Consider the following 23781-nt stretch of genomic DNA (forward strand, 5'->3'; position numbering starts at 1 on the left):
CCAGGGTGCGCACGGGTTAGGGTTGTCCGGCTGGGCGCCGGTCGGTGCGCGACTTTAGCATACCGTCGGCGAGCTGCCGGCCGACGGTTTCCGCTTCCTTTGCCGGGGCGCCGCATGGGGTGAAACGCACGGTAAAAAGCCGAAACGGGCAGCGCCTGTTTCGGCTTTTTACCATTCTGGGTACCGCCGTGTTTTACCGCCGTGTTTTACCGCTGTGTTTTACCGCTGTGTTTTACCGCTGTGTTTTACCGCTGTGTCGTACCGCTGTGTCGTACCGCCGTGTCGTATCGACGCGGCCCGAGACCGTACCCGGCGACGTGCTCAGGAACTGGCGGCGTCCGGCTTCGCCGCCTTCTTGTGATGCGGCGCCATCTTGTGATGCTTCGGCGCCATGGCCGGGGTGCTGTCCATCGCTTGCTGACCGTTTTGCAAATCTTGCGCGCGCTGTTCGACGTCGGCCGCCTTGGCCGGGTCGGTGCTCATCATGATGCCGTTGTCTTGCGCATACGCCGCACCGGCTACGGCGCTGAGGGAAACCAGGATTGCCAGGGACACTTTCTTCATCGCTACCTCCGCAGAGTGGTTTATGGACCCAATCGTTGTCGCCCAGTGGGAGCGGCAATGAGCTCTGAGCAGCAAAATCCGCTCCAGCAGCCGAATCGTTGCATGCGGTGCGACGGGTTATGCCCCTGATGCGGCTAAAACCAGCCTATCGCCCGATATACGTGGAATTGCGCAATGCCGACCAGTTCGTGCAGGGCAATTTCCGCGCTTACCAGGTTGTAGGTATGCGGCAGCACGCCGAGGCGCGCGTGTCGCACGCTCGATATCAGCGGCTGCGGCGTGAGGCCGAAGCGCTGGAAGTCGAGCATCGCGCGCGGCATCTGATAAGCCGAAGTGACGAGGATCAAACTTTCGTAGCGCGAACGTTCGAGGATCGCGGCGACGTTGCGCGCGTTCTCGTACGTGGTGCGGCTGCGATCTTCGAGCACGATGTCCGCGCGCGCCACCTGCCGTTTCAGCAGATAGGGCAGGTAAGTCGCGGCTTCGGTCGCCGGATGCTCCTGCGGATTCCCGCCGCTGACGATCACGTGACATTCGGGCGCCGCGCGCTTGCAGGCGGCGTAATTCTCGGCGCTGGCATCGATCCGCCTGATGACATCGAGTGGGGGCACCAGAACGTTGTCGTCGTTATAGATGGTGCCGCCGCCCAGCAGGATGATGGCGTTACTCGAGGCGAACGTGGGCGTGCGAGTCTGCTGGCCGGGCTGCGCGAGATAGAGCAACGGGACCGTCAGCCAACCGGCTGCGAGCAGCCAGAAAAGGGCGAAGGCGGAGAGGGCGAGAGGGCGGCGGGCGCGTTTCCAGAGCACGATTGCTACAAAAAAAAGCGCTAATAAAGTGAATAGAATCAATTTAAATGGGGTAACGTATGACTTTCGGGACGAATCTACGGGCCTGCTATCGCGCCGCAGCGGTTGCATCGTCGGCTTGCAGACAGAACGCTAACATGCCGTTCATACGGGGGTTCGGAAAATGAGACCAGGCAGCACATGGCGGAATTCGATGGCACGCAGGCCATCAGCTTCCAGCCACGGGCGGGTGCCATGCGCGTCACTGGTGGCGCGGTGATGTGTTGGGCATAGATGTGTCATAGCTGCACTTTAAGAAAGAAGTGAGATGACCACGTATTCCAACGAAGCGGTACTTGAAGCGCTACGGCGGGCGCAATACCGCCAGGTTCCTTGGGCCCGACGACCGGGCGTCTTCCAATATCTTCGTGCATTAGGCCTGATGGATACCGTTCGTCAGCGCACCGTCGCACCGGCGCCCGGTTTTCATGCGCCTGTCGACATTGCGGTGCTCACGGACCGCGGCAGAGCTGAATTTGCCCGGCTCGCTCACGACGAGCGTCTTCTAAGCTGGACAGCACAGCGCATGAACGACTACGTGCTGGCCAACGCCGAAACACGCCCCACGGTGGCGCTGGAAGTTCGGCCCTAGTTTAGCGGCCCGATGACTCGAGGTACGATGCTCCGGCCGCTTCGGCGGTCGGTGGCATCATTCGCAGTTCCGCTTTTCCCTCTCTTTCGAATAAACCCCTCGCGCGAACGTATCCGTCCGTGTCACCGCGACAGGGGGAATCGTCGCAGGCCAAAAAAAAGCCCGTATCGCGAAGATACGGGCTTACCGGAATTACTACTGCCACGCTGTGCTAATGGCGTTAATTCAGACTAGCCTCGCGCGTCGTGGTTCCCAAATTATTGGATTCCGTCGCAACCTCTCGCCCGAGCCGAGATGCTGCGGCGACGCCAGGTCGTCGTCTGAATCAGTTGGTAACAATATTGCGTTCGCGACCTGCGGCTTAGCGTCGCCGGCTTGGCTCCTCGCGCTGGGGTTCCGGCCGTGTTCTCACGTTACTCGCGATGTCGCCGCGTAAATCGCCGCGCGGAGTAGGCGGCGTGAAATCGCGACTGCGCGCGCTACTTTGTTGCCAGGCTTCCATACTCGCCGCGCGGTCCGGTCGCCAGTTCCATCCTTGTGGGCGCTCCTGTGCGAGCACCGGTGCGGCTATCGATGAAACGACAATGCCGCACAGAAGCAGTGACATTGGTTTCATGCTGCGCTCCCGTCAAGCCGTGGAATTTCGGGCCTGTTTGCATACGCCTAAGGTATGCCGTCTGACGAAAGCACGCTGTAAGTAATAGTAAATGGTTGTTTCATCCACGCCGAACGCGCCGCTTCAGGAGTCTGAAGCGGCGTATCGACCAAGGCATGGAGGGAAGCGACGACTGCATAGGGCGCGCCGCAAAGCGGTGCCCACGACGGGTCGGCTGCACGCCCGGAAACAGACGCGGATCAGCCGCTTGCAGGCCGGGCGCCCGAAGGCACCCGGCTACGGATTTCCAAACTGGAAATCCGGCTAAATTAAAACTCAGGCCATCTTGACCGGAGCGCGCCACGATTCCGGGTTGGTCCAGAACGCGCCACGCAGACGGTCACGGCTCGGCGGTGCCGGCGGTTTCGCTGCCGTCGCGCCAATCCGGCCGCGCAGCGAAACTTCACGGCCGCTCGTGCCGAGACGCTTGACTATTTCGGCGAGCGTACCATCTGCCTGCCATTCGTCGAAACGACGGCGGCAAGTCGGCGGCGACGGGTAGCGGCCCGGCAACTTGGACCAGCCTTCACCGGTGGACAGTACCCAAAGCACCGCGTTGACGACCGCGCGCGCTTCGACACGAGGCCGACCGCGACGTTCGCTCCGTGCTGGCTCCGCACAGAACAGCGCCTCGACCAACGCCCACTCGTTATCTCTCAAATCGTCGAACAGCATCATGTTTCACCTCAGCGAAGCTAACTCCGGTGCGCTGCCCCGCGCCGCGCACTCTCCATGCACTCGAAGGCGAGTGCCAAGGAGGGTCGGGCTTGTCACGGTTTGCTCTCTACAGCTGAAAGTCCGTGGCGCCGACCCTTGTGAAGAGGGAAATGCAGGAAGTATGCCAACAGCAGTCCAACCGGCTGAAAGCCCCGTGACAGCGGGGCAGCGCGGGCGCTAGCTAGGGGCGTATAAGAATCCAAAAAACCCATCTCGCAAATCAGGACAATCACCAATCTTGTGCAATCAGGCCCGTCCACCGTGCGTTTGCGCCTTATTGCTGCATCGCAGCGATGGTTCGGAAAATAGTGCCGGGCCGCCATTTCGCCTTACAATGCGCATCAAATTGCGTCATTGATGAGGCCGGTAAATGAATGTCACGCTGCGTCAACTAAGGGTTTTCATCGAGGTGGCCCGATTGCAGAGCTTTAGCCGAGCCGGGGATGAAATTGGCTTGACGCAATCGGCGGTGAGCCGCTGCGTCCGCGAACTGGAAGGGGAGCTCGGCCTGAAACTCGTCGACCGAACCACGCGCGAAGTTCAGCTGACCGATGTCGGCGGCAATCTGGTGTCGAGCGTGTCGCGCCTGCTGACGGATCTGGACGACGCGCTGCGGGAAATCCGTGAAATCGGCGAGCAGCGGCGCGGACGGGTGGTCGTCGCCGCCAGCCCGACGGTTGCGTGCCGGCTGATGCCGGGCATCGTGGCGACCTGTGGGCGCGACTTCCCGTACATCACGCTTGGGTTGCGGGACGACGTGCAGAGCGACGTGGTGCGCAAGGTCAAGTCGGGGGAGGTCGATTTCGGCGTGATCATCGGCCCGTTTGCCGCCGACGATCTGCTGAGCGAACCGTTGATGACGGACTCGTTCTGCGTGATAACCCGCCAGGACCACGCGCTGGCCGCGCACGAGCAGGTGAATTGGGTCGACCTCGACGGTCAGCCGCTCGTCATGCTCGACCGCGCGTCGGGCAGCCGGCCGATCATCGACGCCGTCATGCAGGACCATGGCGTCAACGCGACCGTGGTACAGGAGTTGGGGCATTCCGCGACCGTGTTCGGACTGGTCGACGCGGGTGTCGGCGTGAGCGTGCTGCCGTGGCTGGCCTTGCCGCTGCCGGCTGGCACGTCGCTCGTGGCCCGCCCGCTCGTGCCGCGCGCAGAACGCACCGTCGAACTGGTGAGGCGGCGCGACCGGTCCTTGTCCCCGGCGGCCGAAGCCGTGTGGGGGCTGATCCGGCAGCTGCCGGCCCGCGCCGAGGACCTCGACTGAGCCCGTGCCTGCTGGCGGATATATCCGCTTCAGATTGGTGCGCCCTGCACCTGTGCCCGGACAGATTCCCGTCACTCCGGCGATCTCGCCTTCGGCCGAACGGAGCGCCGCGCTAAACTGTCGCGGCTTGTTTCCGCTGATTTCCGCTGATTTCTTCTATTTCTTCTGTCTGGACGCTTTTGATGCGCGATTTGGATCCTTCAGTATCATCCCCTCCCAACGCGCGCGATGCCGTGCGGGCGCTGCGCCCGTCGCAGATTCGCGAAGTCGCCAATGCGGGTTTCGGCGTCGCCGATGTGTTGCCGTTCTGGTTCGGCGAGTCCGACCGGGTCACACCGGCCTTCATCCGCGACGCGGCGAGCGCCGCACTGACCGCGGGCGCGACCTTCTACACTCATAACCTCGGCATCGCGCCGTTGCGCGCGGCGCTGGCGGACTACGTGAGCGATCTGCACGGCGCGACGACGTCGGATCACATTGCCGTAACGAGCGCGGGCGTGAATGCGCTGATGCTTGCGGCGCAGCTCGTGGTGGGAGCAGGCGACCGCGTAGTCGCGGTGACGCCGCTATGGCCGAATCTGGTCGAAATCCCGAAGATTCTCGGCGCGCATGTCGAAACCGTCGCGCTGGATTACGGCAAGCACGGCTGGCAACTCGACCTCGACAAACTGCTCGCGGCATTGACTCCCGACACGCGCATGCTGCTCGTCAACTCGCCGAACAACCCGACTGGCTGGGTGATGAGCCGCGACGAACAAAGCGCCGTGCTGGCGCATTGCCGGCGGCACGGCATCTGGATCGTCGCCGACGAGGTCTACGAGCGGCTTTACTACGCGGACACCACGCCCGACACCTCGGGCACGGCGTCGCGCACGGCGCCGTCGTTCCTCGATCTGGCCGCGCGCGACGAACGCGTGATCTGCGTGAACTCGTTTTCGAAAGCATGGTTGATGACTGGCTGGCGGCTCGGCTGGATCGTCGCGCCCACGGACCTGATGGACGACCTCGGCAAGCTGGTGGAATACAACACGTCGTGCGCGCCCTCGTTCGTGCAGCAGGCGGGTATCGTGGCCGTCCAGCAAGGCGAGCGGTTCACCCAGGAACTGGTGCGCGACCTGCGAAGCTCGCGCGATCATCTGGTGCGGGCGCTGTCGGACGTGCCGGGTGTGGACGTGAAGGCGCCGCATGGCGCCATGTACCTGTTCTTCTCGATGCCGGGCGCGTCGCGTAGCCTCGAACTTTGCAAGGCGATGGTCCGCGAAGTCGGGCTGGGTGTGGCGCCGGGTAGCGCGTTTGGGCCGCAAGGCGAAGGTTTCGTGCGCTGGTGCTACGCCTGCGACACGGCGCGGCTGGATGCAGGTGTCGAGCGCCTGAAGCGGTTTCTCGCGCAGCACGGCGCGGCGCGCTGAAAACCGTGGCGCGCTGAAACTTTGAGTTGCGCCTCGTGGGGCATCGATCCCGCAAGGCCTGGGCGGGGGACCGCATGCTGAGGCGCGGGTATGCCGCATCGGCCATCTGGCTAACCCCAGCTCGTCAACTCGCGTGCCAGGGCACGCCGGTCAAGGAGCAGCCGGGAGCGTAGCGGTCGTCCGGCGGGGATTTCGTCTTTACGCACAGATTGTTTTTGCGTAATATGGCGCTCAGTCACGCGATTCCTTTCAGGAATATCGCTGCTCCGTCCGGCTGGGTTTGGCTCGAAGCCTGTTTTGCCCGCTTCTGCCTCTTTTGCCTCCCCCCGGTGCGTGCTCCCATCAATATGACCGATCAGATTCGGGCGAGCGCGTCTTCAGTTCCACATCGTCTGTTTGATCCGGTTCTTTGACCCTAACTCATAAGGTCGACCTGGCTGCATGAATACCCAAGAGGCGAAGATCGTCCTCGAGACTGCCTTGATCTGCGCGCAGGAGCCGCTCAAGCTCGGCGAGCTGCGCAAGCTCTTTGCCGACAGCGTGTCGGCAGACACCGTTCGGACGTTGCTCGAAGACCTCAGGCAGGACTGGTCTGGGCGCGGTGTGGAGCTGGTCGGGCTGGCGTCGGGCTGGCGGTTTCAGAGTAAGCCCGCGATGCGTTCGTACCTGGATCGTCTGCATCCCGAGAAGCCGCCGAAATATTCGCGCGCGGTACTCGAGACGCTGGCAATCATTGCCTACCGGCAACCGGTCACGCGCGGCGATATTGAAGAGATTCGCGGTGTTACCGTGAATACCCAGGTGGTCAAGCAACTCGAAGATCGCAGCTGGATCGAAGTGATCGGCCATCGTGACGTACCGGGTCGTCCGGCACTGTATGCGACCACGCGCCAGTTTCTCGACGACCTCGGCCTACGGGCGCTCGACGAACTGCCGCCGCTGGCCGATCCGTCGGCGCAGTTGAATGCAGACCTGCTCGGCCAGCACGCTATCGAATTCACCGAAATCGAAGCAGCGGCGGTTCCGGGCGCGGCAGCGCAGTTCGCAGGGGCACCTGAAGAAATTTCGGGAACGGAAGAGCCTGACGTTATCCAAACCAGGGTCGCAGGGGAATTTGAGGGCGAACGGGCATCCGGACAGCAACACGACTTAGAACCGGCGGCGGCCTTCGTTCCAGTAACACCGGCCGATTCCATCGGAACCGATAGCACCGTTAGCACCGTTAGCACCGTTGCAACGGGCACCCAGGACTTCCCGGCTGATATGCCGCACCTGGAAGTGGCAGAGCAAGTGGCAGTGGAAGCGGCTGCAATCGCGGCGCCGCAGAATCACGCCGACGAAGCAACCGGCGGCGCTGCGCAAGCCGGTAACGCCCAGACCGCACTGAATCACGATCCGGCCACCCAGGCCGATCCGGTACTACCCGCGCACGACTCTGGCGTACTCCGCAATCCGGAGCACGCCGCCGAGCCGAATTCGACCACGGCGGCCCACGACGATCCCGAAGACGAAGATCGCCGCGATGCCGCGAAGGACGCAGGCATTCTGACCGACGACGAATCCGAGTCGCGCAGCGCCTGACGTAACCGAACTATTTTTTTTGCCGCGTCCGCAAGAGGCGCGCGCGACCTGACATTTTGAGGTTGTTTTGACACATACCCACGACACCGATTCGTCCGAATCCGAGCGCGCTGTGACGTCGCCGCGTGCCGACGAAACGCGCACCACGCAAGCGTCGTCAGGCGAGGGCGAGCGCCCGGCGCAGACCACGGAAGCAGACGGCGACGACCGTCCGCGCCGCGGCCTGCGTCGCGGGCCACGCAGTCTGATCGCGCGGCGTCGCGCCGGCGCGAAGACGAAGGATGGCGCACCGGCGCTAGGTGCGCCGGTCGTGGCCGAAGCACCGCCCGACGGTGAAGTGGTCGCGCAGGTGCGTATGCCACGCAAGGACGCCGGCGCGAAGGGCCAAGGCGGTCGCCGTAATGCGGGTGGGGCGAAGCGCGAAGGCGGTCAGCGAGAAGGTGGTCAGCGCGACGGCGGACCGCGCGAAGCGGGGCCACGCGAAGGCAATCGCGGCGAGCGTCAGCCGCGCGCAGGCGGCCAGCGTCAACAGAACCGGCGCGGCGGCGAGGCCCCGACGGCCGTGGCAGCCGAAGCCGGTCAGGACGACCTGTTCTCCTATGTGACTTCGCCGGCTTTCGATGCGGACAACAGCGCCACCGGCGGCGTACGTGCGCCGATGCTGCGCCGTGGCAAGCCCGCCGCGCCCAAGCGCGTGCTGGCCGCCGACGACGACGCGCCGAAACTGCACAAGGTGCTGGCCGAAGCCGGCATGGGTTCGCGCCGCGACATGGAAGAGCTCATCATCGCCGGTCGCGTCTCCGTGAACGGCGAGCCGGCGCACATCGGCCAGCGCATCATGCCGACCGATCAGGTGCGCATCAACGGCAAGCCGGTCAAGCGCAAGCTCGCCAACAAGCCGCCGCGCGTGCTGCTGTATCACAAACCAACAGGCGAAATCGTCAGTCACGCCGACCCGGAAGGCCGCGCGTCGGTATTCGACAACCTGCCGCCGATGAAAACGGCCAAATGGCTCGCAGTCGGCCGTCTCGACTTCAATACCGAGGGTCTGCTGATGCTGACCACCTCGGGCGATCTGGCCAACCGCTTCATGCATCCGCGTTATAGCGTCGAGCGTGAATACGCGGTCCGGGTGGTCGGCGAACTGGCCGAAGGCATGCGTCAGAAGCTGCTGCATGGCGTCGAGCTGGAAGACGGCCCGGCGAATTTCCTGCGCATCCGCGACGGCGGCGGCGAAGGCACCAATCACTGGTATCACGTCGCGCTCGCCGAAGGGCGTAATCGCGAAGTGCGCCGCATGTTCGAAGCGGCGGGTCTGATGGTCAGCCGTCTGATCCGCACGCGACATGGCCCGATCTCGCTGCCGAAAGGCCTGAAGCGCGGCCGCTGGGAAGAACTCGAAGACAACCAGGTTCGTGCGCTGATGTCGTCGGTCGGGCTCAAAGCGCCGGCCGAAGAGCGCGGCAGCCGCAGTGCGGCGCCGGAGCGCAAGCAGCCGGATCCGATGCAAACGTCGATGGGCTTTATCAACCGCGAGCCGGTGCTGATGTCGCACGGCCGGTTCGAGCAGCAGGCGCCGCGCGGTCAAGGCCGTCGTGGTGCGGCAGGCGGATTCGGCGGTGGGACGGGCGGTGGCTTCGGCGGGGGCAGCGGCGGCGGTACGGGTGGCTACGGAAATCGCGGCGCCGGCCGTGGTGCCGCGGGCGGCTTCAGCGGCCCGATGGGCAGTGGTGGCGCGCCGGGTCCGCGTGGCGGACGTGGTGACGTCGACGGCAACCGTGCGCCGAGCGGCAACGGTAATCGCGCGGCGGGCGGCGGCAAGCGGCCGGGCGGCGCGAACCCCGGCACTGGCGGCGGTCCGCGAGGCCCGGGCGCCAATCGCGGCGGTAACGGCAACCGCAGCGGTGGCAGCAACGCCAACGCTGGCGGCGCAAATCGTGGCGGTGCGGGCGGCGGTGCGCCGCGCGGCCGGTCGCGCGGGCGCTAGGCATCGGTAGCGAAAAAGGGGCAGATTCTTTGCCCCTTCGCTATGGTGCTGGCCTGAGATGTTGCTTGGGCTTTGCGCCAGGCGACGGCACGCACCGGTCGGCCGCGAAAGATTCCCATGAAATCAAGCGGAAATGCGCTCTGCGCAGCGTCCAGCGGTTTGCGTTTGGGCTGAAAAATGGCTACAATCGCGGAGTCGCTGGGCGTGCGGCTTTTCATGTGCGGCTCAGGTGCGACCACCGGCAATAAGATGATGGGCGTTTAGCCCATTTTTTTTTGCCGCTCAGTTTAAGTGGTTCGGCATCTCGGGTAGCACGAACGTGCGCCGGCTTGGCGCGCGGCCCGCATTGGTTGTTTGCAAAACAAGCGGCAGGCTCGCTGCGCGAACATCTATGAGGGCAATGTGCAACTGACGGAACTGATTGAAACCACGGTCGTGGGACTCGGCTACGAGCTCGTCGATCTCGAGCGCACCGGGCGCGGCATGATGTGCATTTATATCGACCAGCCGTCCGGCATTGCGATCGAAGATTGCGAGAAAGTCACGCGTCAGCTCCAGCACGTTCTAACGGTCGAAAATATCGATTACGAGCGGCTCGAAGTGTCGTCGCCGGGTCTCGACCGCCCGCTGAAAAAACTAGCGGATTTTGAACGCTTCGCAGGCAGCGAAGTAGTAATCACATTGAAAAAGCCATTGGACGGACGGAAATCGTACCGGGGCATCCTGCATGCTCCGCAAGGCGAAACGATCGGTCTGGAATTTGAAGGGAAGGAAGGCGCCGCGATGCTCGATTTCACGCTCGCGGACATCGATAAGGCACGCCTCGTTCCGACAGTTGACTTTAGGAGCCGCAAACAATGAGTCGCGAAGTGTTGATGCTGGTGGATGCGCTGGCACGCGAGAAGAACGTCGACAAAGACGTGGTATTTGCCGCGCTCGAAGCGGCTCTCGCTTCGGCCTCCAAGAAACTCTTCGAAGAAGACGCGGACATCCGCGTCCAGATCGACCGTGAAAGCGGCGAGCACGAAACGTTTCGCCGCTGGAAAGTGGTGCCGGACGAAGCCGGTTTGCAGGAACCGGATCAGGAAATCCTGCTGTTCGAAGCACGCGAGCAGCAGCCCGAAATTCAACTCGACGAGTTCATCGAAGAACCGGTGCCGTCTATCGAGTTTGGTCGTATCGGCGCGCAGGCCGCCAAGCAGGTCATTCTGCAAAAGGTGCGCGATGCCGAGCGCGAGCAGATCCTGAACGACTTCCTCGAGCGTGGCGAGCACATCATGACCGGCTCGGTGAAGCGCCTCGACAAGGGTAACTTCATCGTCGAAACGGGTCGTGTCGAAGCGCTGCTGCGCCGCGACCAGCTCATTCCGAAGGAAAACCTGCGCGTGGGCGACCGCGTGCGTGCCTACATCGCCAAGGTCGATCGCACCGCTCGCGGTCCGCAGATCGAACTGTCGCGTACGGCGCCCGAATTCCTGATGAAGCTGTTCGAAATGGAAGTGCCGGAAATCGAACAGGGCCTGCTGGAAATCAAGGCGGCCGCGCGTGACCCGGGCGTGCGCGCCAAGATCGGCGTGATCGCTTACGACAAGCGCATCGACCCGATCGGCACTTGCGTCGGCATTCGCGGTTCGCGTGTGCAGGCCGTGCGTAACGAGCTTGGTGGCGAAAACGTCGACATCGTGCTATGGTCGGAAGATCCCGCCCAGTTCGTGATCGGCGCGCTCGCGCCGGCAGCCGTCCAATCGATCGTCGTCGACGAAGAGAAGCACTCGATGGACGTCGTCGTTGACGAAAACGAACTGGCCGTCGCGATCGGCCGTAGCGGCCAGAACGTGCGTCTTGCCAGCGAACTTACCGGCTGGCAAATCAACATCATGACGCCGGACGAATCTGCGCAGAAGCAGAACCAGGAGCGCGGCGTACTGCGCGACCTGTTCATGGCGCGTCTCGATGTCGACGAAGAAGTGGCCGACATCCTGATCGACGAAGGCTTTACCAGCCTCGAAGAGATCGCTTATGTGCCGCTCAACGAAATGCTCGAAATCGAAGCTTTCGACGAAGACACCGTCCACGAACTGCGCAATCGCTCGCGCGACGCGTTGTTGACGCAAGCCATCGCGAACGAAGAAAAAGTTGAAAATGTAGCGCTCGACTTGAAGAGTGTGGACGGCATCGACGCCGACCTGCTCGCCAAGCTGGCCGAACATCAGATCCAGACGCGCGACGAGCTCGCCGAGCTGGCTGTGGATGAACTGGTCGAGATGACCGGAATGGAAGAGGATGCCGCTAAGGCGTTGATCATGAAAGCACGTGAACACTGGTTCCAGTGAGAAATGACCATGGCGCACTAAATTGAACGCGGCCGTCAGGCCGCATGACCCGATGCTAACCGCAAGGAATCGGTCCTTGCATTAAGAGGAATGAATGGCGAGTAACAACGTAGCCCAATTTGCCGCGGAACTGAAAATGCCTGCAGGCGTGCTGCTCGAGCAGCTGCAAGCAGCAGGCGTCACAAAAGCGAGCGAAGCCGACACTTTGTCCGAGACGGACAAGGCACGTCTGCTCGATCACTTGCGCAAGTCTCACGGCTCGACTGATGCAGACAAGCGCAAGATCACGCTGACGAAACGGCATACGTCGGAGATCAAGCAGTCCGATGCGACGGGCAAAGCTCGCACCATTCAGGTCGAGGTGCGCAAGAAGCGTACTTTCGTCCGCCGCGACGAAACCTCCGCGGAAGGCGGAGATGCATCGAATCATGTGGCCGAAGAAGCGGATGTCGACGACCTCGAACTCCAGCGTCGTGAAGAAGAAGCGCGTCACGAAGCCGAACTGCTCGAAAAGCAGGCTCAGGAACTGAAGGCGCGTCAGGAACAGCTCGAACGCGAAGAAGCCGAACGTCAGGCGCGCGAAGAGGCTGCCGAAGCCGAACGTCGTCGTGCCGAAGAAGAATCGGCGAAAAAGCGCGCGGCAGCGGAAGCCGCCGCACGCGAGCAAGCCCAGAAGTCAGCTCCCGCCGCAACTGCTCAACCCGCAGCGGCGGCCGTGAAGGCCGAGCCGGCAGCGGCGGTCGAAGCCAAAGCGCAACCGGCCGAACAGGACGACGAGCGTGCGGCCGCGGAACGTGCCGCCCAACGCGAAGCCGCGAAGAAAGCCGAAGACGCAGCCCGTCAGGCCGCGGAAAAGACGCGTGCGGAGCAGGAAGAAATCTCGAAGCGTCGTGCTGCGGCCGAAGCCGAAGCACGCGCTATCCGCGAGATGATGAACACGCCGCGTAAGGCGCAGGTCAAGGCGCCGGAACCGGCACCGAAGCCCGCCGAGCCAGCCAAGGCCGCGGAAGCGAAGGGCACGCTGCACAAGCCGGCGCGCCCGGCAGGCGAAGCACCGGCGCGTCCGGCTGCGAAGAAGCCGGCAGCAGCGGCTCCGGCCGCCACGACCGCACCGTCGGCTGGCGACAAGAAGAAGCCGGGCGGCGGCAAGGGTGGCTGGCAGGACGACGCAGCGAAGCGCCGCGGTATCAAGACGCGCGGCGACTCGAGCGGCGGTGTCGATCGCGGCTGGCGCGGTGGCCCGAAGGGTCGCGGCAAACATCAGGATCAGAACACCACGTTCCAGGCGCCGACCGAACCGATCGTGCGTGAAGTGCACGTACCGGAAACCATCACGGTTGCCGATCTGGCGCACAAGATGGCAGTGAAGGCTTCGGAAGTCATCAAGTCGATGATGAAGCTCGGCCAGATGGTCACCATCAACCAGATGCTGGACCAGGAAACGGCGATGATCATCGTCGAGGAACTGGGTCATCACGCGGTGGCGGCCAAGCTGGACGATCCGGAAGCGATGCTGGTCGAAGGCGAAATCAGCGATGCGGAATCGTTGCCGCGTCCGCCGGTCGTTACCGTCATGGGTCACGTCGACCACGGCAAGACCTCGCTGCTCGACTACATTCGCCGCGCCAAGGTGGCAGCGGGTGAAGCGGGCGGGATTACGCAACACATCGGCGCTTATCACGTCGAAACGCCGCGCGGTGTCATCACGTTCCTCGACACGCCGGGTCACGAGGCCTTCACGGCCATGCGTGCTCGCGGTGCGAAGGCAACCGACATCGTGATTCTGGTGGTCGCAGCCGACGACGGCGTGATGCCGCAAACGAAGGAAGCGATTGCTCACGCGAAGGCAGGCGGCGTACCGCTGGTCGTCGCTATCAACAAGATCGACAAGCCGGACGCCAATCTCGACCGCGTCAAGCAGGAACTGGTGGCAGAAGGCGTCGTGCCGGAAGAGTACGGTGGCGATTCGCCGTTCGTGCCGGTGTCGGCGAAAACCGGCGCAGGTATCGACGATCTGCTGGAACAGGTTCTGTTGCAGGCCGAGGTGCTGGAACTGAAGGCGCCGGTCGAAGCAGGCGCGAAGGGTCTGGTCATCGAAGCGAAGCTCGACAAGGGTAAGGGTCCGGTTGCGACGATCCTGGTCCAGTCGGGTACGCTGAACCGCGGTGACGTGGTGCTGGCCGGTAGCGCATACGGTCGCGTTCGGGCCATGCTCGACGAAACCGGCAAGCCGACCAAGTCGGCCGGCCCGTCGATCCCGGTCGAGATTCAAGGTTTGTCGGAAGTGCCGCAGGCAGGCGAAGAAGTCATCGTCATGCCGGACGACCGCAAGGCGCGTGAAGTCGCACTGTTCCGTCAAGGCAAGTTCCGCGACGTCAAGCTGGCCAAGCAACAGGCCGCGAAGCTCGAGAACATGCTCGAACAGATGGGCGAAGGCGAAGTGCAGTACATGCCGCTCATCGTCAAGGCCGACGTGCAGGGTTCGCAGGAAGCGCTGGTGCAGTCGCTGCTCAAGCTGTCGACCGACGAAGTCCGCGTGCAGATCGTGCACGGCGCAGTGGGTGGCATCAGCGAGTCCGACGTCAATCTGGCAACGGCGTCGAAGGCGGTCATCATCGGCTTCAACACCCGTGCGGATGCTCAGGCGCGCAAGCTGGCCGAGTCCAATGGTGTCGATATTCGCTACTACAACATCATCTATGACGCTGTAGATGAAGTGAAAGCCGCGATGTCGGGCATGCTGGCTCCGGAAAAGCGCGAAATCGTCACGGGTACGGTCGAAGTGCGTCAGGTCTTCAAGGTACCGAAAATCGGTGCAGTGGCCGGTTGTATGGTCACGGACGGCTTCGTCAAGCGCTCGTCGTCGGTGCGCGTGCTGCGCAACAACGTCGTCATCTTTACGGGCGAGCTCGATTCGCTCAAGCGCTTCAAGGACGATGTGAAGGAAGTCCGCCAAGGCTTCGAGTGCGGTATGTCCATCAAGAACTTCAACGATATCGTCGAAGGCGATCAGTTCGAAGTCTTCGAGGTGACCGAAGTCGCGCGTTCGCTGTAATTCACGCGGCACGGCTCAAGGGGCGGAGCGGGCTTTCATGGCCGCTCCGCCCATTCTTTTTGGGCCGACCGCTCGCGCTGCACCCGGCGCGAACCACTTTTTGCATCCGTCTGAACGGATCACCTAATCACCATGCCTAAAAAACGTTCTTCTCCCAATCGCAACGTGCAGATCGCCGATCAGATCCAGCGCGATTTGTCCGAACTGCTGCGCGAGGTCAAGGATCCGCGTATCGGTCTCGTCACGATTCAAAGTATCGAGCTGACGCCCGACTATGCGCACGCGAAGGTTTATTTCACGACGCTGACCGGCGACCCGAAGCAAACGCTCGAAGCGCTCACGCACGCGGCCGGCCATCTGCACAATCAGCTGTTCAAGCGGCTGCACATCCATACCGTGCCGACGCTGCATTTCCACTACGACCAGACCATCGAGCGCGCTGTCGAGATGTCGCGTCTGATCGACGAGGCCAACGCCAGTCGGGCGAAAGAAGACTGAACGCACGGCCGCGCCTGGCCGGGGCCGTGCGGCCCAGGCACTGGGCGCGTCGCCGGGCCACTCCGACACTCTTCAGACTCTTCCGTCTCTCCCACATGACCGCACCTCAACGCCCCCGCGTGCCGCGTCGCGCGCTCGACGGCGTCCTGTTGCTCGACAAGCCGATCGGACTGTCCAGCAACGACGCGTTGATCCGCGCAAAACGTCTCTATCTCGCGAAAAAGGCCGGCCATACCGGCACGCTCGATCCGCTCGCGACAGGTTTGCTGCCGCTGTGTTTCGGTGAAGCCACCAAGTTTTCGCAGGATCTTCTCGAAGCCGACAAGACCTACGAGGCGACGATGCGCCTCGGTATCCGCACGACTACGGGCGATGCGGAAGGCGAAGCGATCGATACTCGCGAGGTCACCTGTGACGAGGCGGCGGTCGCGGCAGCTTTGCTGGCTTTCCTCGGCGATATCGTGCAGATTCCGCCGATGTATTCCGCGCTCAAGCGCGACGGCAAGCCGCTCTACGAATATGCGCGTGCCGGGCAGACGGTCGAGCGACAAGGCCGCCAGGTGACGATTCTCGCGCTCGAGATGCTGGCTTGCGCGCTTCCCGATGTGACGTTTCGCGTGACCTGCAGTAAGGGCACGTACGTGCGCACGCTTGCCGAAGATATCGGCGAGGCGTTGGGATGTGGTGCGCATCTGGTGGCGCTGCGCCGCACGGGCGTCGGCGCATTAACGCTGGAGCACGCAGTCACGCTGGACGCGTTATCCGATGCGAGCGAGAGCGAGCGCGACGGCTGGTTGCAACCGGTGGACGCGTTGCTGTCCACGTTCCCGCCCGTGAGTCTCGATGACGACGCCACCCGGCGCTTCCTGCACGGCCAGCGGCTCAAGCTATCCGAGCTCGCGCTCACGCCCGATGCGGCGAACGCACCGCGCGTACGCGTCTACGCGTCGGACGGTCGGCTGCTCGGCGTCGCACGGCCCGGAGAAGGCGTGCTCGCGCCGGAACGACTCGTCGTGACGGCGGCGGGGTAGAACGGAAAAAGGCGGGACCGCCATACAAGCGGTCCCGCCTTTTTTAAGCCAGCCGCAACCGAAGCCGCGTACCGGCCCGAAGCCTCAATGCGCGGCCGCAGCCGCCGCCCCCGCATCGCCACCCGCGCGTTCCGGCCGCGTAATCCAGATCAGCGCAATCAGCGCAATGAAAATCCCCGCGGAAACGAAGAACAGATCGTTCACCCCGAGTTGGGCCGCCTGCTGCGTGGCCATGGTGTTGAACAACCCATACGCCTGCGACTGACTGAAACCCGCCGCGCCCATTTGCCGGATCGACTGATCGAACACCGGGTTATACGCGTTGGCCTGCTCGGCGAGTTGCGCGTGATGCATGATGGTCCGATGGTCCCATGCCGTCTGAAAAATCGACGTGCCGATACCGCCACACATGATCCGCACGAAATTCGACAGACCGGAAGCGGCCGGAATCCGGTTACCCGGCAAGCCCGACAGCGTGATCGACACCAGCGGAATGAAGAATCCGGCCATGCCGATGCCCTGAATGAACGTCGGCAACAGCAGTGAAAAGTTATCGACGCCGGTGGTGTAGCGCGAGCGCATCCAGAAAACCAGTGCGAAGACGATGAACGAGGCAGTCGCGATATAGCGCGGATCGGTGCGCGGCAAAATCTTGCCGGTGATAGGCGAGAGCAGCACGGCGAAGAGGCCCACGGGCGCCATCACCAGACCGGCTTCGGTGGCGGTGTAACCGATGTCGGTCTGCAGCCAGAGCGGCAGCAGCACGAGATTGCCGAAGTAAAGCCCATAGCCCACCGACAGCGCCACCGTCCCGCCGGTGAAATTGCGTTTGCCGAACAGCTTGAGATCGACCACCGGATGCTCGGCAGTCAGTTCCCACACGATGAAAAACGCGAGCGCAATGACCGCGACGAGCGACAGAACGATGATGGTTGTCGACGAAAACCAGTCGAGGTCCTTGCCCTTGTCGAGCATCACTTGCAGCGAGCCGACCCACACGATCAGCAGGCCCAGACCGACACCGTCGATCGGCGCCTTTCTGATGACCGAGTCGCGGTTGCGGAAGATCATCCACGTGGCGACCGCGGCAATCGCGCCGACCGGAATGTTCACGTAGAAAATCCAAGGCCACGAGATGTTGTCCGAAATCCAGCCGCCGAGAATCGGCCCGGCCACCGGCGCGATCAGCGTCGTCATGGCCCACATCGACAGCGCCATCGGCGCCTTGGCGCGCGGATAGCTGGCGAGCAGCAAGGTTTGCGACAGCGGAATCATCGGCCCGGCTACCGCGCCCTGCAACACGCGCGAGGCCAGCAGGAACGGCAGTGTGGGCGCGAGGCCGCACAGCCACGACGAGATCACGAACAGCACGATCGACGCCATGAACAGCCGCACCTGACCGATGCGGTCGGTGAGCCACCCGGTCAGCGGCACGGAGATCGCGTTCGCGACCGCGAACGAGGTGATGACCCACGTGCCCTGGTCGGACGACACGCCGAGATCGCCGGAAATCGACGGAATCGACACGTTCGCAATCGACGTGTCGAGCACGTTCATGAACACGGCAAGCGACACCGCGATGGTGCCGATCACCAGTTGCGCGCCCTCGAGCGGCGGGTGAGGGACTTGCGCCTGAGCCTGAGCCATTAGTTGGAAAGCCTGTTCTTGTTCGTCACGCGGACCGGATCAGCTTGCGGAGGCTTTGCCGGCGCCGGCTTGAGTGGACTTTTGCGTGCCGCCGTTCGGGCCCGCGTTGGCCGCGATGATGCGGGCGATTTCCGCGTCGGCCTGATCGCCGTACTTCTCGAACACGTTGGTCTGATAGATCGTGTTCGGCGCTTCGCCCAACTGGCCGCCGTTGTCGTCCTTGATGGTCACGTCGGCCTGCATCGACAGACCGATACGCAGCGGATGCTGTTCGAGTTCTTTCGGATCGAGGGCGATCCGCACCGGCAGACGCTGCACGACCTTGATCCAGTTACCCGTCGCGTTCTGCGCGGGCAACAGCGAGAACGCCGAACCCGTACCGGCCGAGAAACCGACCACCTTGCCGTGGAACACCACCGACGAGCCGTACACGTCGGCCGTCAGTTCGACCGGTTGGCCGATGCGCATGTGCTTCAGTTGGACTTCCTTGAAGTTCGCGTCGACCCAGACGCCGCCGAGCGGCACGATCGCCATCAGCGGGGTGCCCGGCGAGACGCGCTGGCCGACCTGCACCGAGCGCTTCGCGACATAGCCGGTGACCGGCGCCGGCAGGTTGTTGCGGGCGTTGTTCAGATACGCGTCGCGCACCTTCGCGGCGGCGGCCTGCACGTTCGGGTGATTCGCGATCGACGTGTTGGCGGTCAATGCGCGGTTCGACGCCAGTTGTTGCTGCGCGGCGTCGACGGAGGCTTGCGCGCTCTTCACGGCGTCGCGTGCGTGGGAGATTTCTTCCAGCGAGACGGCGCCGGTCTGGGCGACCGTCAGACGACGTTTCAGGTCGTCCTGGGCGCGTGACAGATCGGCCTGACGCTGGGCGACTTGCGCCTGATACTGGTTGTCGTCGGCGAACAGCCCGCGAACCTGGCGGACTGTTTGTGCGAGGTTCGCTTCGGCCTGTTCCAGCGCGACCCGCGCGTCCGCCGGATCGAGTACGACGAGCGGGTCGCCGGCCTTGACGGTCTGCGTGTCGTCGGCGTTCACGGCGACCACGGTGCCGGTGACCTGCGGCGTGATCTGCACGACGTTGCCGTTCACGTAGGCGTCGTCGGTGTCTTCATGGAAGCGCGCGATGAGGAAGTAGTACAGGCCGTACGCGATTGCGGCAATCAGAATGACGATGACGAGCAGCGTCATCATGCGTTTGCGTTTGCCGTTGTTCGCCGGTTGTGCGGGGGCCGCGGGCTGCTGGGGGGTGCTCATTGATGTGCTCCGGTTCTCTCAAGCGTCTCGTTTATTCGGATGATCTTGCGTATTCGATCAGGCTGCGATGTCGATTCGATGTGGGCTCAGTTCGCCGCGGCGGTCGCGGCCGTGGCTGCCGTGGCCGACGCCGGGGCGTCGGTCGGCACCACGAGGCTCGTCTTAGTGGCGTCGAAACCGCCGCCGAGCGCCTTGATGAGGCCGATCTGCATGTCGCGGCGGCGCATCGTCAGACTGGTCACCGTCTGTTCCGCAGAAAGGCGGTTCTGGTCCGCGGTCAGCACCTGCAATTGCGGCGACAGGCCGGCCTTGTAGCGGATCACCGCGAGCTGATAAGCCTTGGAAGACGCATCCAGCGCGCGTTGGGCGTCGCCGGACTGCTTGTCGATCGAGCGAATGGACGACACTTGCGTGGCCACGTCCGACAACGCGTTGATCAGCGTCTGGTTGTAGTTCGCGACGTCGAGGTCGAAGTCGGCATAGCGGCCCTTTAGTTGCGAGCGCAACGCGCCGGCGTCGAAGATCGGCAGGTGGATCGCCGGTCCGAGCTGAACCTGGCGGCTTGCCGCGGTGAAGAAACGGCCCCAGCCGAAGGCGTCGAAACCGAAGCCGGCCGCCAGATTGATGTCCGGGAAGAATTCGGCCTTGGCTTCTTTGACGTCGTGCATCGCGGCTTCGACCTGCCAGCGCGCGGCGACGATGTCGGCACGACGCGCCACGAGGTCGGCCGGCAGGTTGTCGGGCAGCGACACCGCGCCACCGCTCGTCAGAACCGGCTTGTCGATCTGCAGGCCGCGGTCCGGACCCTTGCCGAGCAGCGCGCCCAATTGATAGCGCACGACGGTGATCTGGCCATCGATGTCGGTCAAATTCGATTGACTGGTGGCGATATTGCCGTTGGCCGTCTGACGTTCGACATTGGTGTCGAGCCCGGCGGCCACCCGGCCGTTGGCGATGCGGCCGATATCCTGACGATTGGCGATTTCGCGCGCGGCGATATCGCGGAACGCATACAACTGAGCGAGCTGGTTATACGTGCTAGCAACCGACGCCGCGAGTGTCACGCGAGCCTGCTGCATGTCGGCCTCGGCCGCTTTCTCCTGCGAGACGGCCTGCCCCAGCCGTTGCCGGTTCTTGCCCCACAAGTCGAGATCCCACGACGCGCTCGCCAGCACGTTGTTTTCGCTATACCACGTGCCGCCATACGGAGGCGGGTAGAGCGCGTTGCCCGAGAACAGCTCGCGATTCCACGAATAGCTGCCGTTCACCTTCGGCGAGAGCGCCGAGCGCGTGCTCTCGATATACGACGACGCCTTCGCGACCCGCGCCTGGGCTTGCGCGATCGACGGATTGCCTTCGAGTGCTTCGGCGATCAGCTTCGTCAACTGCGGGTCGCCGAACTGGTTGGCCCAATCGAGCGACGGCCACTGGCCGCCCTGGCCGGACAGACTCTGGGTGGACTCGTACTGAGCCGACGACGCGATCTGCTTGTCGCTTTTCATACCGAAGTAGTTCGCGCACCCCGTGAGGGCGAACGCCGTCACCGCGGCGGCGACAGCGGCCCGGCGCGAAAGCACGGGCGCGGACAGGGAATGGGATTTCATCGCTCGTCTCTTTGCGTGGAATGTAATGATGGACGCTGCAAGCAAATTATTGCGATTTGCTTTCAAGATTACCTGTTGCATCACGGGTTAGCCCCGTATGTTCGCCCGAATTGACGAGCACGCGACGTAGCATGCTCTTCAGGAAGCCGACCTCTTCGGCCGTGAAACCGCCCAGCAGATTGTCCAGCACGCCGTTGAAGATGGCCGGCATTTTTGCGGCGATTTCCTGACCTTCCGTGGTCAATGCGAGGCGGACGACCCGGCGATCTTCGTTACTGCGAACCCGGGTGAGCAGACCGCGTTTTTCGAGGCGGTCGACGAGGCGGGTCACTGCGCTGGCGTCGATGCCGTATTCGCGGGCGAGTTCGGCGGCCAGCAGGCATTTGCCGCTTGCCACCATGAACAGGATGCTGCCTTGCTGGCTGGTGATTCCCAATTCAGCCATGCTGCGTTGGGTAATCAGGTTCGACATGGTCGATTTCACGCGGGAGAGCAGGTAGCCGACGCTTTCGCCTAACTGATACTCACTGAGGTCCGGCGTAGGTGTCGGAGACGGCTCGGTCATGATTCTCGTGCGAAAGCAATGGTTGACTAGGCAGGATTATAGTGGGCGCTTCATTGACGCGGCAAGCGTTATTCCAGCTTAGGCAAGGATCTATCTCGCTCAGCGAGAGAATCGGCGCGGCTTTCAGCGGATTTCGCCGACTTTCGTGGCGGCGTTTTCCGACGGATCGACGGGTTGAAGTCGCTAGGGCTATCAGGGAATACCAGAAAGCGTCATTGTGTCGTGCTATAATGTTGGGTTCCCAAAAGTGCGCTTTGGGCTTTGTTGGCTTCGTACACAATGCTGCTTTGCTGGCGCACTCAAACTGTCTCCAGGTTCCTATGACTCGCGCCCTACGCAACATCGCCATCATTGCCCACGTCGACCACGGCAAGACCACGCTCGTCGACCAACTGCTTCGCCAGACCGCCACGTTCCGCGACAATCAGCAGCTCACCGAGCGCGTAATGGACTCGAACGACATCGAAAAGGAACGTGGCATCACGATTCTTTCGAAGAACTGCGCGGTCGAATACGAAGGCACCCACATCAATATCGTCGACACGCCGGGCCACGCCGACTTCGGCGGTGAAGTGGAGCGCGTGCTGTCGATGGTCGACTCCGTGCTGCTGCTGGTCGACGCGGTCGAAGGCCCGATGCCGCAAACGCGCTTCGTGACCAAGAAAGCGCTGGCGCTCGGCCTGAAGCCGATCGTCGTGATCAACAAGGTGGACCGTCCGGGCGCGCGCATCGACTGGGTGATCAACCAGACGTTCGACCTGTTCGACAAGCTCGGCGCGACCGACGAACAACTCGATTTCCCGATCGTCTACGCCTCCGGCCTGAACGGTTATGCAGGGTTGACGCCGGACGTGCGCGAAGGCGACATGCGCCCGCTCTTCGAAGCCGTGCTGCAACACGTGCCGGTCCGCCCGGCCGACCCGGCAGCCCCGCTGCAACTGCAAATCACGTCGCTGGATTACTCGTCGTATGTCGGCCGTATCGGCGTGGGCCGTATCACGCGCGGCACGATCAAGCCGGGCATGGCCGTCGCCGTGCGCTCGGGTCCCGACGGCGCGATTCTCAACCGCAAGATCAATCAGGTTCTGTCGTTCAAGGGCCTCGAACGCGTTCAGGTCGATTCGGCTGAAGCTGGCGACATCGTGCTGATCAACGGTATCGAAGAAATCGGTATTGGGGTGACCATCTGCGCACCGGAACAGCCGGAAGCGCTGCCGATGATCACCGTCGACGAGCCGACGCTCACCATGAACTTCCTCGTCAACTCGTCGCCGCTGGCCGGCCGCGAAGGCAAGTTCGTCACGAGCCGTCAGATTCGTGACCGCCTGATGAAGGAACTGAATCACAACGTCGCGCTGCGCGTGAAAGAAACCGGCGACGAAACCACGTTCGAAGTGGCAGGCCGCGGCGAATTGCACCTGACCATTCTGGTCGAAAACATGCGTCGTGAAGGCTACGAGCTGGCCGTGTCGCGTCCGCGCGTGGTCATGACCGAAGTCGACGGCGTGAAGCACGAGCCGTACGAAAACCTGACCGTCGACATGGAAGACGGCCATCAGGGTGGCGTGATGGAAGAGCTGGGCCGCCGTAAGGGCGAAATGCTCGACATGGCATCGGACGGCCGCGGCCGTACGCGTCTCGAGTATCGTATTTCGGCACGTGGCCTGATCGGCTTCCAGTCGGAATTCCTGACGCTCACGCGCGGTACCGGCCTGATGAGCCACACGTTCGACTCGTATCAGCCGGTCAAGGAAGGCGCGGTCGGCGAACGTCGCAACGGCGTGCTGATTTCGCAGGACGACGGCGCTGCGGTGGCCTACGCATTGTGGAAGCTGCAGGATCGCGGCCGTATGTTCGTGTCGCCGGGCGAGCCGCTGTACGAAGGCATGATCATCGGTATTCACAGCCGCGACAACGACCTCGTCGTGAATCCGATCAAGGGTAAGCAACTGACCAACGTGCGTTCGTCGGGTACGGACGAAGCGGTGCGCCTCGTGCCGCCGATCCAGATGTCGCTGGAATACGCGGTCGAGTTCATCGACGACGACGAACTGGTCGAAGTCACGCCGCAATCCATCCGTCTGCGCAAGCGTTACCTGAAGGAACACGAGCGTCGCAGCGCGAGCCGCAAGGGCGCAGTGGACTAAATAAGCATCGTTCGT

General features: G+C 63.1%; 18 protein-coding genes and 1 pseudogene. 11 read left to right on the forward strand and 8 right to left on the reverse strand.

All coding sequences use genetic code 11. The features are described 5' to 3' along the window. Positions 1–321 precede the first annotated feature (321 nt). Both FQ746_RS30620 and FQ746_RS30625 read right to left on the reverse strand, forming a co-directional pair. On the reverse strand, positions 322–564 hold the full coding sequence (locus FQ746_RS30620; protein ID WP_144113562.1) for a hypothetical protein: 243 nt from the start codon (positions 562–564) through the stop codon (positions 322–324). A gap of 134 nt (positions 565–698) precedes the next feature. Beyond that, positions 699–1415, reverse strand: coding sequence for a YdcF family protein (locus tag FQ746_RS30625; RefSeq protein ID WP_260854235.1), 717 nt, complete (start codon positions 1413–1415; stop codon positions 699–701). A 265-nt stretch (positions 1416–1680) separates the two neighbouring features. On the opposite strand from FQ746_RS30625, the gene FQ746_RS30630 reads away from it, so the two are divergent. Beyond that, positions 1681–2004, forward strand: a complete 324-nt coding sequence (locus FQ746_RS30630) for a hypothetical protein (protein WP_144113564.1) — start codon at positions 1681–1683, stop codon at positions 2002–2004. 361 nt (positions 2005–2365) lie between these two features. Here the strand turns inward: FQ746_RS30630 and FQ746_RS35385 are convergent, their stop codons facing one another. Both FQ746_RS35385 and FQ746_RS30640 read right to left on the reverse strand, forming a co-directional pair. Continuing rightward, a complete protein-coding gene (locus FQ746_RS35385) occupies positions 2366–2620 on the reverse strand; it encodes a hypothetical protein (RefSeq protein ID WP_144113565.1) in 255 nt (84 codons plus the stop codon). A gap of 318 nt (positions 2621–2938) precedes the next feature. Next, positions 2939–3334 (reverse strand): annotated as a pseudogene (locus FQ746_RS30640) (transposase); the annotation flags it as partial. 412 nt (positions 3335–3746) lie between these two features. Between FQ746_RS30640 and FQ746_RS30645 the strand changes: the two are divergent. The 9 genes from FQ746_RS30645 to truB all read left to right on the forward strand — a co-directional run bounded on the left by FQ746_RS30645 (position 3747) and on the right by truB (position 16543). After that, the gene (locus FQ746_RS30645) at positions 3747–4649 is read left to right on the forward strand and encodes a LysR family transcriptional regulator (protein ID WP_144113567.1); all 903 of its coding nucleotides are present in this window, start codon (positions 3747–3749) and stop codon (positions 4647–4649) included. Positions 4650–4831: 182 nt separating this feature from the next. Next, positions 4832–6058 carry a pyridoxal phosphate-dependent aminotransferase gene (locus FQ746_RS30650; protein WP_144113568.1) on the forward strand — a complete coding sequence of 409 codons (1227 nt, stop codon included), beginning with the start codon at positions 4832–4834 and terminating at the stop codon, positions 6056–6058. Between the two features lie 441 nt (positions 6059–6499). Further along, positions 6500–7639, forward strand: a complete 1140-nt coding sequence (gene scpB / locus FQ746_RS30655; protein WP_144113569.1) for an SMC-Scp complex subunit ScpB — start codon at positions 6500–6502, stop codon at positions 7637–7639. Between the two features lie 67 nt (positions 7640–7706). Continuing rightward, the gene (gene rluB / locus FQ746_RS30660) at positions 7707–9626 is read left to right on the forward strand and encodes a 23S rRNA pseudouridine(2605) synthase RluB (protein WP_144113570.1); all 1920 of its coding nucleotides are present in this window, start codon (positions 7707–7709) and stop codon (positions 9624–9626) included. Between the two features lie 402 nt (positions 9627–10028). Next, entirely contained in the window at positions 10029–10487 is a 459-nt protein-coding gene (gene rimP / locus FQ746_RS30665) for a ribosome maturation factor RimP (RefSeq protein ID WP_144113571.1), read from the forward strand. Continuing rightward, positions 10484–11959, forward strand: coding sequence for a transcription termination factor NusA (gene nusA / locus FQ746_RS30670; RefSeq protein WP_144113572.1), 1476 nt, complete (start codon positions 10484–10486; stop codon positions 11957–11959). Before rimP ends, nusA begins: the two co-directional genes overlap by 4 nt. A 94-nt stretch (positions 11960–12053) precedes the next feature. Continuing rightward, the gene (gene infB, locus FQ746_RS30675; protein ID WP_144113573.1) at positions 12054–15014 is read left to right on the forward strand and encodes a translation initiation factor IF-2; all 2961 of its coding nucleotides are present in this window, start codon (positions 12054–12056) and stop codon (positions 15012–15014) included. 132 nt (positions 15015–15146) lie between these two features. Further along, positions 15147–15512, forward strand: coding sequence for a 30S ribosome-binding factor RbfA (rbfA, locus tag FQ746_RS30680; protein WP_144113574.1), 366 nt, complete (start codon positions 15147–15149; stop codon positions 15510–15512). Positions 15513–15607: 95 nt separating this feature from the next. Continuing rightward, entirely contained in the window at positions 15608–16543 is a 936-nt protein-coding gene (gene truB, locus FQ746_RS30685) for a tRNA pseudouridine(55) synthase TruB (protein WP_144113575.1), read from the forward strand. 84 nt (positions 16544–16627) lie between these two features. Here the strand turns inward: truB and FQ746_RS30690 are convergent, their stop codons facing one another. The 4 genes from FQ746_RS30690 to FQ746_RS30705 all read right to left on the reverse strand — a co-directional run bounded on the left by FQ746_RS30690 (position 16628) and on the right by FQ746_RS30705 (position 21619). Beyond that, positions 16628–18190, reverse strand: coding sequence for a DHA2 family efflux MFS transporter permease subunit (locus tag FQ746_RS30690; protein WP_144113576.1), 1563 nt, complete (start codon positions 18188–18190; stop codon positions 16628–16630). A 39-nt stretch (positions 18191–18229) separates the two neighbouring features. Continuing rightward, a complete protein-coding gene (locus FQ746_RS30695) occupies positions 18230–19450 on the reverse strand; it encodes an EmrA/EmrK family multidrug efflux transporter periplasmic adaptor subunit (protein ID WP_144113577.1) in 1221 nt (406 codons plus the stop codon). An 86-nt stretch (positions 19451–19536) separates the two neighbouring features. Then, positions 19537–21054 (reverse strand): efflux transporter outer membrane subunit, encoded by a 1518-nt coding sequence (locus tag FQ746_RS30700; protein WP_144113578.1) that lies wholly within the window; start codon positions 21052–21054, stop codon positions 19537–19539. Between the two features lie 46 nt (positions 21055–21100). Then, positions 21101–21619 carry a MarR family winged helix-turn-helix transcriptional regulator gene (locus tag FQ746_RS30705; protein ID WP_144113579.1) on the reverse strand — a complete coding sequence of 173 codons (519 nt, stop codon included), beginning with the start codon at positions 21617–21619 and terminating at the stop codon, positions 21101–21103. 320 nt (positions 21620–21939) lie between these two features. Between FQ746_RS30705 and typA the strand changes: the two genes are divergently transcribed. Then, positions 21940–23766 carry a translational GTPase TypA gene (gene typA, locus FQ746_RS30710; RefSeq protein ID WP_144113580.1) on the forward strand — a complete coding sequence of 609 codons (1827 nt, stop codon included), beginning with the start codon at positions 21940–21942 and terminating at the stop codon, positions 23764–23766. Positions 23767–23781 lie beyond the last annotated feature (15 nt).

Source organism: Paraburkholderia sp. BCC1886 (assembly GCF_900996245.1).
Taxonomy (GTDB): domain Bacteria; phylum Pseudomonadota; class Gammaproteobacteria; order Burkholderiales; family Burkholderiaceae; genus Paraburkholderia.